The organism is Paenibacillus sp. FSL H7-0716 (assembly GCF_038002705.1).
In the GTDB taxonomy this organism is placed as follows: Bacteria; Bacillota; Bacilli; order Paenibacillales; family Paenibacillaceae; genus Paenibacillus_AQ; species Paenibacillus_AQ odorifer.
On record NZ_JBBODA010000013.1, the window covers coordinates 12232 to 24860 of the forward strand.

Here is a 12629-nt window from a genome sequence, read left to right on the forward strand (position 1 = left end):
TCATGATTTGAATCAAAAAGAGGACTCCTGCGCATTCGCCAGAAGTCCTCTTTTGCATGAATTAATACTCTTCGCTTTATCCTTTTACAGCAGATCCAACTGTCATTGCCCGTTCTACCTGCTCACTAAAGAACAAATAGACAATAACCATTGGCAGACTCGCCATCGTCATAACCGCCCCCATGCCACCCCAGTCTGTGCTGTATTGGCCTTGGAAGAACAATAGACCCAGCGGCAGTGTTTTCATCCCCTCATCAGAGATCAGAATATAAGCCAGCAAAAATTCATTCCAGTTGTTCAGAAATTGAAAAATGGCTACTGTTGCGACAGCTGGCGTTACAACCGGCACAATAATCTGCAGAAACATCCGGTATACATTCGCGCCGTCCATACAAGCGGATTCCTCCAGCTCCCCAGGGATACCCTTCATAAAGCCGTAGAATACCAGACAAGAGAACGGCAATCCAATGGCGACATAAGGAACAATCAGCCCACCGTAGGTATTCGTCAGATGTAAATCCCGTACGAGTATGGCAAGTGGAATCATAATTACCTGCAGCGGCATGAACATTCCGATCGTCATATACAATCTGACCCCTTCACGGAATCTCCACCGCAGCCGGGAAATTGCGAATGAGAACATCAGCGATAATATGATAATAAGTAGCGTTGAAATCGTAGAGACTACCAAGCTATTCGTAAAATATCGCGGTATATTGAACTGTGACCAAGCGGCCACATAGTTTTCAATCCGGAAATTAGTCGGAAATCCGAAAGGGTTGGTGACAAAAATCTCATCGTTATTTTTCAGAGAATAAGAAATCATCCATAATAGCGGATAGATGGAAATGATAAAATAAATCCATAAGGGAAGCTGTATGAGCAATGCTCTCACTTTTTTCATAACGTTCCTTTTCCTTTCCGGCGTACTGCCTTATGCTTCATTTCGGTCAAATGTCTTGTTGATAATAATGGTGGCCAGAAGCGACAGAAGGACAAGCACAACCGATACCGCACAGGCATAGCCGTAGTTGCTTTCCAAGAATGCATAACGATAAATCATAAAGGTAAGCGTATAGTTACTCGTTCCCGGTCCGCCGTTAGTCATAATCAACATTTGTACAAAAGCACCGATTCCTGAAGTAATGGCAATGATCAGACAGAATTTGAACGTCTCCTTCATCATTGGAATCGTCACCTTACGATGCGCCATCCATTTGGAGCAACCGTCAATCGTGGCAGCTTCCATGTACTGCTCAGGGACAGATTTAACCCCCGCATATAAAAGACTGAACTGGTAACCCATGAACTGCCAAGCATTAACAAAGGCAATCGCAATAATGGATGTGGTTGGCGAAGTGAGCCAGTTTTGTTGATAAGGAATATGCAAAATTTCAAAAAGCTTATTGATCAATCCGTTATTCGGATCGTAGATGGCAATCCATAGCTGACAAACAACCGTAACCGACAGAACTACGGGGATAAAATAAGCTGTTTTCAACAACTTACGCCCTTTGATTCGCGGATCGGCACAGGCAAGTGCAAGAATGGTTCCCAATCCGATCTGAAATACAGCGAGTACCAGTGCAAAAATAAGGCCGTTACGAAGGGATGTCAAAAGCAATGGATCATCAAACATCTCTACATAGTTGGACAATCCGTTAAAAGTAGCCGTACTGAGCCCGTCCCACTCGAAAAAGCTACGATAAAAGGATTGAAGCACCGGATAGATAATCACTACGCTATAAATCAACAGAGCGGGAAGCAGAAACAGCATTATGGCTTTCTTATTACCTAAGTATTTATGCATGCGGTAAGATTCCACTCCTTCCTTGCCAAGCCGCTCACCCGATATAAGGACTCGATCCGGGTGAGCTGCAGGGCATGGACCAATTTTTATTTATTTTATTTCTCTAATTATTTATTTTCTTTGTTCAGCACTCGGTTCATGTTATCCGTGAACTGCTTAGCCGAGAATCCTTCGATCAACATATTTTGTGTATTGTCGTCCAGTGCATTTTTAATTTGAACACTGCTTACCGCATTAGCGTAACCCTTCACGTTTGGCAGCACTTCTTCAGCGATTCTTTTCATCATGGCAGGCACTTCACCGGTCATTTCTTTATCCACTTTAGTCGCTACGATCGGGCTACCCAGCTGTGTATATTTGTATTCGCTATATTTTTGTGCGATGAAACTAGCTACTTTCACTGCAGTCTCTACATTCTTGCTGCTTGGAGAAACGGCAAAGCCACCAGGACCTCCTGCACCGTTAATGTACATTTTGTTGTTCTCATAAGTCGCTTCGTCCTTAGCTGGCCAGTACATCCAATCCACTTTATCCCCAAGCTTCTCAGCACTGCTGTAGATTTCCCACTGCCCGTTGACGAACATGCCAGCTTTTCCTTGGTAGAACAAAGAGGAAGCTTGATCATAATTGGTATTCGTAGCATTGACGTCGAACAAGCCTGCTTCTTCCAGCTTCTTCATTTGTTCTGCTGCTGTTACATAAGGCGAAGGCAATGTTGTCGTTCCCTTCGTTTCGAGTGGGCCAAACCCTTTCGTCTCCTCACGAGTCACAAGTCCGCTATAAAAAGAAGTAGTGATCCATTTCTCCTTCGCGAAAATGGAGAGCGGTGTATACCCTGCTGTAGAAAGCTTCTTAGCCGCTTCAGCCAGCTGATCGATCGTCTTGATCGGCATCTCGATGCCTACCTCTTTAAAGATATCCTTGTTGTAAAACAACATTTGGAATTCAATTCCCGTATACGGGAATGCGTATACATGACCGTCTGGGGCAATCAGACGGGACTCATTCCCTGTGTTTAGATTCGCTTTGAAATCTTTGGTGGCTTGGTATTCATCAAGCAGCTCGACATTTTTAGATTTGGCGAAGGTTTGCAGCGTAGGCCAGTCTGTTTCATAAATATCCGGCATGTTCCCAGTCGCGGCATATGTTTTCAGCTTCTGGTAGCCATCTTGAACAGCCTCATCCAGTACAATCTCCACCTCCGGCATTTCCTTTTTTAATTCCTCTACGGCATAATCAAATGGCTTTGAAGTATCTTCGTCAAAATGCTGTGCATAAATTTTTATTTGAATTTTCTTATCGGTATTCCCAGCGGTCGTATTGGAACCTTCAGAGGTTGAACCACCGTTTCCGGCATTGTTACCACCACAGGCTGTAAGTGAGAAAGCTAAGGATAAAACGGTTGCAACCCCCAGTGTTCTGAATAACTTGTTGCTCATAATGAATCCCCTTTCTGATGCTCTATTTAGTGGAGCTAGTTGAATCCGCTATTTGTTAGCGTTTTCATCGTCCTGTTTCTATTATATTTGAGCCTTGAAGACCCAAAAAGAGCCATATCGGGCACAATCGGTAATAAACAGGACAAAATGAAAGCGGCCTCACCAGAGAGCCGCCACCAAATTTGTTTATTAAATTTCATTATTAACGCCAATATGGCGGGAACGGGCAGCCAGCTGCTCAAATTCAGACGGCGGCATGCCATAGTGTTTTTTAAAGCATTTACTGAAATAATTCGGATCATTATAGCCAACTTTACCGGCGATTTCAGACAGTCTCACATTTCCTCCAGCAAGCAGTTCCTTGGCCTGCTTCATACGAGTATAGGTAATGAAATCAAGTACAGAGATTCCACCTTCTTTTCGAAAAACCTTCCGTAAATAGCTGGTATCTACATACACGCCATTCGCCACCTGGTCAACTGTCAGCTCACAATCGGAATAATGCTCCCGGATGTACTCTTTGGCGGCAATGAATAAATTGTAAGACTTAGAGGGGCGGTGCTCACGACCTTGATCAATGACTTTACTGTACAAGCCTTTTATCCAGCTTTCGGTCTCATCCCAGTTATCCATCTCCCGTAGCCGCTGCTCTGATGAACCTGCTGGTTTCCAGAGACTTTCCGGATTGATCCCTCTTTCTCCAGCATAGGCAAGGCAAAGGGATACTATACTCATTAATAGAGTAAAGGAATAGCTGCCTCCCCCTCTCTGGCGTCGTAGAATCTCAATTAATTTGCTTATGTCCTTCGCCGCTGCATCGCCATCCCCCATCTTTAACGCCATCAGCATGGCATCCTGGATTCCAAGATGAGTGATTTCTTTGGATGGAAAGGAGAACCCCTCTATCCCTTCAGAGGAATTCTCCTCGTCCATTTGGAGTGGAAAGAGCTTATTGGAAGCCGTTCCTTCTGCAATTATTTCCGGCTTCCCAGCTTTGCGTGCACCTATTTTATGTGACTGAAGGCGCTGCTTCACCTTGATCATCATCTCGTTAAACTCTTGCTGGTTAAACGGTTTCAATAAATAATCTTGTACACCTAAGCGAATCGCTTTTTGCGCATAATCAAATTCATTGTGCCCTGTTACAAAAACAATCAGCATATCAGGAGCATTGGTCTGTAACCGGGTAACCAGCTCCATACCGTCCATATAGGGCATGCTAATGTCCACTAAAGCCAAATCAGGTTTCGTCCGTTCCGCTTCTTCCAGCGCTTCTCTGCCATTTGACGCTTCACCACAGACACTGAAATCATATTTACTCCAATCCAGCTTGGTCCGCATATAATAACGAAACAGCGGCTCGTCATCTACAACCATCACTTTATACATCTATGCTGCCCCCCTGCGCTTCCGTTCCGGGAATCGTCATTTTCATAACAGTACCCTTTCCCAGTTTACTTTCCACCGATAGGCCATATGGTTCTCCAAAATAAAGCTTAATCCGTTCATGAACGCTGTATATACCAATGGATGCCGGTTTTCCTTCTCGTGAACGGTATTCTACAATCCGGGACACCTGCTCCTCTGACATGCCAACACCGTTATCCTCCACGGTAATGATAACTTCTTTTCCGTGTGTATAAGCCTCTATTGAGATTAGCCCCTGACTGCCCTTTGTTTTTAATCCATGGTAGATTGCATTCTCGATGAGCGGCTGCAGGGACAATTTGGGTACCTTGACTTCTTCGAGAGATTTCGGGATATTAATCTCGTAACGTAATACGTCGGGGTTTCGAACCTGCATAATAGCCAAATAATCAGCTGCATTTGATACTTCCTCGGACAGTGGAATAACCTCGTTCCCTTTGCTAAGAACAACCCGATAGAAGTCTGCCAGTGCCTTGGTCGTATCCCGAGCTGCTTCATTAAGCTCCAAATCGTTGAGTACATAAATCGTATCCAGTGTGTTGTACAGAAAATGGGGTTTGATCTGGGCATGAATCAGAGCTAGTTCATATTCACGTTTCCGGACTTGTTCGTTCGTAATCGTCCGCATCAGCTCCTGAATACGACCAACCATAGAATTGAATACGGTGGAGATCAGCCCCGTCTCATCCTCTGTAGTCACTGGTGAGGTGACATTCAGATCGCCTTCCCTTACTTTACGCATCGCCTTCGTCACCTGAAGAAGCGGATTTACGATAATCTGTGACAGCTTTCCTGCAAGCAGCAGAGACAGTAACAGGCATCCTATTCCCACGAATATAGTTAACGTTATATTGCGATGAATATCAGCGGTTAACTTTTGCAGCGAAATCGTATTCACAAGCTTCCAATTCAGCTTATCATAATACGTCACTGTGACCAGCTCTCGCCCGCTCCCCCTGCCGATAATTTCCGAGACAGAGCTTCCCGTCTTCCTAAGACTGCCGTTCAGCCTGTCCTCAGGCTTCAGTAGAAGCTTTGATTTATCAGGAGTAGACACGGTCCTTTGCGTTCCGTCTACTACAAAATATTTCTTGTCCGAAGAGGTTTCTCTAGCGGTTTCCAGAAAAGCAGAGAGAGTATCTTCTTTTACGTTCACAAATAATGTACCTATTAGGTTGCCCGTTTTAAGATTGTACACGACTTTACTTAGTGTGAGCACCGGAACTGCCGGATCACTAACCAGATAATCCCTCTGTTCCATGGGAAGCCAACGGTTGACTCCGTAGCTGCCTTTTTCTTTAGCCTTCTCCAGCATATCGCTGCTGAATACCTTCTGCTCGTTAGGATTACCGTAGGCGTAAGAGGAATAAATCTGGCCTTCCGTATCTACGAACACAGCAGAATCGACATCCGGAAAAATAATCAGATCGATAGAAAGCTGGCTCTGCATTAAATTGCGAAACCGCGTCTGCTCCACCGTCGAGGATAACAACGGACGTTCAGCATACATCCGATGGATGTCGGTAGTAATAATGTTGGCACTGCTCTCCGTGTTTTTTACAATCGTATCTATTTGCTGCATAATGAGCTTGGATTCATCTTTAAAATTGTACTTAGCCTTTTCGATCATCGAACGGCTGAACATCTGCCCTGAGAGCAAGCCTAAAGCAAGCAATGGAAAAATGATCAACGGTATAAAAATAAGGATAATTTTATTACGAATCTGCAATCTTCCAAACCACTTCACTAAGGAATCCCCCCGCATAACAGCCGCCTCCTGTGTGTTCTAGCGGTAATTCATTATGTGCTTCATATCCGTAAATCTCAAGGAGAAAGTATAAATACATATACAACTAGGGCGAGTGTCAGCAGGATAAAAACATTCTCTACAGCTCCACCTTTTTTCGTGCCTGTACTCATTAGCTTTAGACGCAGCTTAAATGGAATGGGTGGCAGGGGCGTAATTCCCCTTTGGGTGAGAGAGTCGGCTAATAGATGAAGCGCATAAGACATGCCGCCTGCTATCCATAGACTGCCACCATCCTGTATACCCGATGAAGCAAAATACAATAAAGTACTCCAGCCTGCAACAGCATATAAGGTATGAGTTAATCCACGATGCGGGACAAGTGATGTAACTACGAGTATACAAGCTACTATGTAGTTCCAAGGATCATATGCCCCTCCGTATGCAAATACTGCAGTAGCGATTAGTACCATCACCAGATGCCGCAGCTTTCTTCCCGGCAGGAAAGTCACACTCCCCACAAGTAGGGCCAGTACAATATTCCAAGGGCTTTCAACGATTCCTGCAAAATAAAGATAAATTGCTGCTCCTATCAAAGCAACCTGTAGTACCCTGAGCAGAAAGTCAGGAATCGCCTTGCGTACCAGTAACGAATTCGGTTCATCAATGTCTGGCAGGAGCGAGCTTAATGCCGCGACGGCAATAACCGGGATTGTAATCTCATGGGCCATCAAACTCATAACAGATAGGGTAACCCCGGTGCTGATAATTAAATGGGATCTGCCCATCATAGTGAAACCGCTCCTTTCTAAGATGCAAAAACAAGAACAAATGTGCGGTTATCGAAGTATATCAAGACCCGGTTTTTTTGTCTACATAAAACGCTGAAATCGCTTAGTCTATAAGCCTTTACGCGATTTCTATCTTGTCCTCCCCATGAATATACGATACAATTTGGACAACTTGTCCTTGTCGTCTACATAGAGACGGCAGCTGCTGAAGAAAGGATGACCTAAGTAGTGAAGCGTTCCCGTATAGCCGATTCCAGCCTGCTATTGGTGGCGATGATGTGGGGATGTACCTTTCTGATTGTACAAAATGCTGTCAAGGTGCTGCCACCGCTCGCGTTTAATAGCATCCGCTTTATGGGCGCTGCCCTGTTGCTGGCTCTAATCACAGTTATTTTTTACCGCAAGGATTGGAAACAGCTAAGTTTCCTCATGGTACGCGATTCTCTGCTGCTTGGCCTTTTTTTGTTTATGGGCTATGGCTTTCAGACTATGGGACTTCTATATACAACAACCTCTAATACCGGCTTTATTACCGGGCTATCAGTTGTCCTAGTACCCTTTCTGTCTCTAGCCTTATTGAAGCATGCGATTTCACGATACACTTGGTTCAGTGCGGCACTCGCCGCAATCGGGCTTTATCTGTTGACCTTCACGGGCTCTGCATTATCCTTGAATAAAGGCGATGCCTTGATTCTTCTATGTGCCATAGCTTTTGCGTTACAGGTAGCCTATACTGGCGTTTATGCACCTCATTATCCGGCGTTGCCGCTAGCTACTCTGCAGCTTGCTTTCGTTGGGCTGTTCAGTATTGCTGCCTCGCTTATTTTTGAAGGGGCAACACCTCTCGCCCACAGCGGGGAGCTGATTAAGGACCCAGATGTGCTTTGGGCTCTGCTGATCTCCATCGGGCCAACCAGCGCTTTTGCCTTCTGGATTCAAACCGCCTGTCAGAAATATACTACCCCATCACGGGTAGCCATTATTTATGCCACAGAACCGGTATTTGCCGTTCTGACGGGTTTAGCCTTTGGCGGGGAAACACTCGGGTTGTCCGCTCTGCTCGGTTGTGGTTGTATTCTGGGGGCTATGCTTATGGCAGAGCTGAGCCCGGAACCGGGTCAGAATCAACATAAGAAGAGTTATTTTTCCAAATTACATCTATTTAGAAAGAGATAAGGAGAGAGACAAATGTACAAATTGATCGCGATTGATATTGATGACACTCTGATTAATGATGACAAGGAAGTAACACCCGCTACCCAAACTGCGCTTGAAGAGGCTGTTGCCGCAGGTGTTGTTGTAACCCTTGCTACAGGCCGAGCTTACGCTTCCGCTCAAGCCATTGCCCGTCAAACTGGACTAAACGTACCTATCATTACTTACCAGGGTGCACTCGTTAAGAACTTGCTCGATGAAAAAGTACTGTATGAGCGTTACGTCCCGCAAGATGCAGTCCGCAAGCTGTTCACTTACTGCGTGGAGCATAATCTGCATTTGCAAACTTACATTGACGACAAGCTATATGCCCGTGAAGACAACCAAAAGATCAAAGACTATACGGACTTGAATAAAACGCAATATTTTATTGAGCCTGACTGGGAAAAGCTTGTTCCGCAAAAAACACCAAAAATGCTAATTATCGATGATCCTGATTTCTTGGATGAACTGGCTCCAATCCTGCATGAATTGCTTGGTGATTCCGTGCATATTACCAAATCCAAACCACACTTTCTAGAAATCATGCATCATGAAGGAACCAAGGGCATTGCACTTGAATTCCTAGCCAAACATTACGGCTGTGAGCTTTCCGAGACCATCGCTGTAGGTGATTCTTGGAACGACCATGAGATGCTGGAAGCTGCCGGACTTGGCGTCGCTATGGAGAATGCTATTCCTGCTCTGAAAGAAATTGCTGATTTCGTGACCTTAAGCAACAATGACGATGGCGTGAAATATGCGATTGATAAATTCATTCTTAATAAAGTAAACTAAATTTCCTTAAGCAAAAGGGTGCAGCAACGCCATATTTCATGACGTTGCTACACCCTTTTTTATTCCACCACTCAAACTCCTGTAGAAGCTAATTCCACTTTCTCGGGTCCCATTCCACTCTCTTCTTCCTGCTCTAGCTGAGAATAGTACAGATCATTATATCTTCCTCCGGCAGCAAGCAGTACATCATGCGTTCCACTCTCCACAATTTCACCATTCTCCATCACGAGAATGATATCAGCGTTCTGAATCGTAGATAAACGGTGCGCGATAACGAGTGTAGTTTTGTCTCCCATTAGTTTACGAATGGCCTGCTGCACCAGTTTTTCTGATTCATTGTCAAGCGCAGCAGTAGCTTCATCCAACAGCAGAATAGGAGCGTTTCTCAGAATTGCTCTTGCAATGGATAACCGCTGACGTTGTCCCCCGGACAGTCGTGAGCCTTCCTCACCAATATCAGTATCCAGTCCCTCAGGCAATTCCATTACAAAATCATAGGCATTCGCTTTTCGCAATGCTTCCAGAATTTCTTGCTCATCCGCCTCTGGATTTCCATTCCGAATATTATCACGAATGCTTCCCGTATAAAGACCTGCCTCTTGCGGCACATAGGAAAAATAACTTCTAAGCTTAGCCAGACTCATCTCGTTGATCCGCTGCCCATTGATTATTACTTCGCCTTCATCGGGTTCATACAATCCAAGCAATAGTTTGAAAAGCGTAGATTTCCCTCCACCACTGGGTCCCACAACCGCCATCTGTGCTCCTTTTTGAAGCTCTAAGCTGATCTTGTTTATACTTTGTCTCTCTGCTCCCGGATACGAGAAAGAGATCGACGACATTACCATACTCTCAAATTCTGGTTGCTTTGTGTCCACTTCTGGAAGGGTCTCAACCTCCACCGGGCTATCCAACACCTCAAAGATCCGCCCCGCCGCCCCAAGTGATTGCTGCATCGAATTGATCAGTCCCGGCAATGACGAGAACGGCATTACTAAATAATTCATGAGCTGGATGAAAGCAATCATCGCACCAACCTCAAGTGATCCTTTTGCCACAAAATAACCAGCCACGACCAGCGCCAGAAGAAACGTAAAGTTTCCCAAAAAAGAAGAGAATGAGCCAGTAGCTCCCTCAATTCTTCCCCGCTTCAATTCTTCAGAAGTAATATTCTCACTATGCTCCTGATACTGCTTCATTAGTCTGCGTTCAATGCTAAAGGATTTAAACACCATACTACTGCCTAGAATGTCATGTAAAAAGGAAGTAATCTTGCTCATATTAGTCTGAATCTTCACACTGTTCTCACGCATCGCTGAACCGAAGATTTTTCCCGTAAGGAACATCAAAGGCCCCATTGCAAAACAGATCAATGCCAGTAGCCAGTTAATATAGAGCAAATAACCAAAAGCCGCAAGGGCTAGTAAAGGGTTACGGATTAGATCAATCATTACTTCGCCTGTAGCATTACCCACAGATTGATTATCATTGGTAAAGCGGGACAACAAATCCCCGGAATGATTACGGTCAAAATAAGACTGAGGAAGAGCTAAGGCATGCCGCATCATATCCAACCGCAGCTCATTTCTGATCTTGGCAGAGATTTTATTTTTGAAATATCGATCGATAAAACCATTAATTGCACTCACTAATAAGTAGATTAATCCGAAAATAACCAGCCCTTTAAAAGCTTTCACATCGAGTCTAACCGCAGCATCCGTAATTACTGAGAGCAGCCAAGCAATCGTTAAATCTAGAACAATCCCAAATAAAGTCGTAAATAATAAAATCGTATACAAAAGCTTGTGCCTTAACATATATGTACTTAATCTTGAAAATACGCCTTTTTGCTTCAAAGAACCAGCCCTCTCACTTAAAATTCTATACCTCTAACCTTAGCGAACACCTTATTATCATGCCGTTCCCCGTCATACCCAAGACTCGCACTGCGCAGGATCCCTTCCAGTGTAAAACCCGCACGTATGGCAAAATTGGTGATTCCATTTACGGCTTCTGTCATATATCCTTTGCCTGCATAGGTGCTCCGGATCCAATAACCAATCTCAAAACTGCGGAGTTTCCAGTTTAGATGATGCAGGCTAATGCAGCCGATAAAACCCTCCGTATCCCTTCTAAAAATACGCATATGTAGCTTATACCTTTTTAGAAACTCCAGTCTGCCTTCTCTATTAACTTTCTCTGATTCTTCTAGTGGGGGTAATACTTGAGCAAAAGCCAGGGGCACGAATGAGCAGCTTCTCTGTTTCAAAACTCTCAGGAAAATCAAGCAGGAATGGATCCTTGGAGTCAGCCACTTCATACGCCTCCTCTGGCGATGATAATTATTCTAAATATGTAAAAATAATACGATATGCTTTTTGATTATATAGTATAAATGGGGATCTGAATACTGAATGCAAAAGAAATCACAAAAGGAACATCAACAGGCGGAAGTTGCCCGAATGATGTCCCTTTTTGATTTAGTGAATATCTCAGCTAAAGCGGACCACTCCATTTCTTGGCTTGAAGAGTTAATTAAACGGATTCAACAAGGCGGAATATAACAGGTTTAAATAGGATCATGAAAACTCCCTTCCAGCAAAAGAAGGGAGTTTTCTTTTTTATCTAAATTTCAGCCGATCTCCGAAGACCCTAAGGGTATTCTCATCCCCGTTTCGGCCAGCGTAACATTTTCCGGTAAAATATATGATTTTCTCATATCCACATCATGCGACATATGGGTATAAATTGCCTTTTGAGGCTTCACCGTTTGCAGTAGCTCCGCCGCTTCCGTCATATCGTATACAGAACGAGTGGATAACTCCGCGGCTTCGTAATAGAAGCTTGTACCTAATACCAGCAAGTCAGCTCCATGCATCAGGCGTGTCTCTTCAGCTCCAAGAGAAATGGAATCTGGACAATACACCCATACATAGCCCTCCTTCTCCAGACGAAAAGCATACGAGTATCCATTCTTGCCATGGTTCACTTTCCAGGTATCTATTGTCCAGCCATCTAGCTCTATGCCTTCATCACAAGGAATCATCTCGATCTGATTGCGCAGCCATGGATATTGCCGCTCTATAATCGGAATTACTTCTGCTGGGGCATAGAGCTGGCCCTTATATCCCATCCAGCGGCAAGAATCCGCCCATTCCGGCAGCCCACCAATATGATCAAAATGAGCGTGTGTCACCAGAAGTCTGCGCATATTGCGTACTCCCTGCGCCTCCATCTGACGCCGCCAGTCAGGCCCACAATCGATCACTAAAAAATCACTGCCATTATCTATAAGTACAGAAGAGCGCAGGCGAATATTTTTTCCCTGTTCCCTTGCCTCTGTACAGGTCACACAGCTGCAATATACCCGAGGAACCCCCATGGCATCCCCTGTACCCAAAAACACCAACGTATCCATCTGC

Annotated in this window: 13 protein-coding genes; 3 read left to right on the top strand and 10 right to left on the bottom strand. The window is 44.6% G+C overall.

Features of this window, described 5'->3' with window-relative positions; all coding sequences use genetic code 11:
• Positions 1–76: 76 nt before the first annotated feature.
• The 6 genes from MHH60_RS17265 to MHH60_RS17290 all read right to left on the bottom strand — a co-directional run bounded on the left by MHH60_RS17265 (position 77) and on the right by MHH60_RS17290 (position 7215).
• Positions 77–904 carry a carbohydrate ABC transporter permease gene (locus MHH60_RS17265; protein ID WP_036681776.1) on the bottom strand — a complete coding sequence of 276 codons (828 nt, stop codon included), beginning with the start codon at positions 902–904 and terminating at the stop codon, positions 77–79.
• A 30-nt stretch (positions 905–934) separates the two neighbouring features.
• On the bottom strand, positions 935–1810 hold the full coding sequence (locus MHH60_RS17270) for a carbohydrate ABC transporter permease (protein ID WP_076137534.1): 876 nt from the start codon (positions 1808–1810) through the stop codon (positions 935–937).
• Positions 1811–1917: 107 nt separating this feature from the next.
• The gene (locus MHH60_RS17275) at positions 1918–3249 is read right to left on the bottom strand and encodes an ABC transporter substrate-binding protein (protein ID WP_052096834.1); all 1332 of its coding nucleotides are present in this window, start codon (positions 3247–3249) and stop codon (positions 1918–1920) included.
• 189 nt (positions 3250–3438) lie between these two features.
• The gene (locus MHH60_RS17280; RefSeq protein ID WP_076137536.1) at positions 3439–4638 is read right to left on the bottom strand and encodes a response regulator transcription factor; all 1200 of its coding nucleotides are present in this window, start codon (positions 4636–4638) and stop codon (positions 3439–3441) included.
• Entirely contained in the window at positions 4631–6442 is a 1812-nt protein-coding gene (locus MHH60_RS17285) for a cache domain-containing sensor histidine kinase (protein ID WP_076137538.1), read from the bottom strand. The genes MHH60_RS17280 and MHH60_RS17285 overlap by 8 nt, the downstream gene beginning before the upstream one ends.
• Before the next feature lie 59 nt (positions 6443–6501).
• Complete coding sequence (locus MHH60_RS17290; RefSeq protein ID WP_076128159.1) at positions 6502–7215, bottom strand: metal-dependent hydrolase; 714 nt, start codon at positions 7213–7215, stop codon at positions 6502–6504.
• A 228-nt stretch (positions 7216–7443) separates the two neighbouring features.
• Between MHH60_RS17290 and MHH60_RS17295 the strand changes: the two genes are divergently transcribed.
• Positions 7444–8391, top strand: a complete 948-nt coding sequence (locus MHH60_RS17295; RefSeq protein ID WP_076137540.1) for a DMT family transporter — start codon at positions 7444–7446, stop codon at positions 8389–8391.
• 12 nt (positions 8392–8403) lie between these two features.
• On the top strand, positions 8404–9207 hold the full coding sequence (locus MHH60_RS17300; RefSeq protein WP_038569149.1) for a Cof-type HAD-IIB family hydrolase: 804 nt from the start codon (positions 8404–8406) through the stop codon (positions 9205–9207).
• A 71-nt stretch (positions 9208–9278) separates the two neighbouring features.
• Here the strand turns inward: MHH60_RS17300 and MHH60_RS17305 are convergent, their stop codons facing one another.
• From MHH60_RS17305 to MHH60_RS17315, 3 genes are read right to left on the bottom strand one after another with little or no spacing between them, the layout of a single operon-like run.
• Positions 9279–11063 (bottom strand): ABC transporter ATP-binding protein, encoded by a 1785-nt coding sequence (locus tag MHH60_RS17305; RefSeq protein WP_076137542.1) that lies wholly within the window; start codon positions 11061–11063, stop codon positions 9279–9281.
• Between the two features lie 17 nt (positions 11064–11080).
• The gene (locus MHH60_RS17310) at positions 11081–11353 is read right to left on the bottom strand and encodes a GNAT family N-acetyltransferase (protein ID WP_306082284.1); all 273 of its coding nucleotides are present in this window, start codon (positions 11351–11353) and stop codon (positions 11081–11083) included.
• 43 nt (positions 11354–11396) lie between these two features.
• Complete coding sequence (locus tag MHH60_RS17315; RefSeq protein ID WP_306082285.1) at positions 11397–11522, bottom strand: hypothetical protein; 126 nt, start codon at positions 11520–11522, stop codon at positions 11397–11399.
• A 99-nt stretch (positions 11523–11621) separates the two neighbouring features.
• Between MHH60_RS17315 and MHH60_RS17320 the strand changes: the two genes are divergently transcribed.
• Positions 11622–11771: a hypothetical protein gene (locus tag MHH60_RS17320; RefSeq protein WP_162636677.1), complete on the top strand. Its 150-nt coding sequence runs from the start codon at positions 11622–11624 to the stop codon at positions 11769–11771.
• A 68-nt stretch (positions 11772–11839) separates the two neighbouring features.
• Here the strand turns inward: MHH60_RS17320 and MHH60_RS17325 are convergent, their stop codons facing one another.
• Positions 11840–12625 carry an MBL fold metallo-hydrolase gene (locus MHH60_RS17325; RefSeq protein WP_076137544.1) on the bottom strand — a complete coding sequence of 262 codons (786 nt, stop codon included), beginning with the start codon at positions 12623–12625 and terminating at the stop codon, positions 11840–11842.
• Between the last annotated feature and the right edge of the window lie 4 nt (positions 12626–12629).

Coding starts and splice junctions, on each gene's coding strand:
- MHH60_RS17265 (WP_036681776.1), bottom strand. CDS start 904: ATGAAAAAAGTGAGAGCATTGCTCATACAGCTTCCCTTATGGATTTAT.
- MHH60_RS17270 (WP_076137534.1), bottom strand. CDS start 1,810: ATGCATAAATACTTAGGTAATAAGAAAGCCATAATGCTGTTTCTGCTT.
- MHH60_RS17275 (WP_052096834.1), bottom strand. CDS start 3,249: ATGAGCAACAAGTTATTCAGAACACTGGGGGTTGCAACCGTTTTATCC.
- MHH60_RS17280 (WP_076137536.1), bottom strand. CDS start 4,638: ATGTATAAAGTGATGGTTGTAGATGACGAGCCGCTGTTTCGTTATTAT.
- MHH60_RS17285 (WP_076137538.1), bottom strand. CDS start 6,442: ATGCGGGGGGATTCCTTAGTGAAGTGGTTTGGAAGATTGCAGATTCGT.
- MHH60_RS17290 (WP_076128159.1), bottom strand. CDS start 7,215: ATGATGGGCAGATCCCATTTAATTATCAGCACCGGGGTTACCCTATCT.
- MHH60_RS17300 (WP_038569149.1), top strand. CDS start 8,404: ATGTACAAATTGATCGCGATTGATATTGATGACACTCTGATTAATGAT.
- MHH60_RS17310 (WP_306082284.1), bottom strand. CDS start 11,353: ATGCGTATTTTTAGAAGGGATACGGAGGGTTTTATCGGCTGCATTAGC.
- MHH60_RS17320 (WP_162636677.1), top strand. CDS start 11,622: ATGCAAAAGAAATCACAAAAGGAACATCAACAGGCGGAAGTTGCCCGA.
- MHH60_RS17325 (WP_076137544.1), bottom strand. CDS start 12,625: ATGGATACGTTGGTGTTTTTGGGTACAGGGGATGCCATGGGGGTTCCT.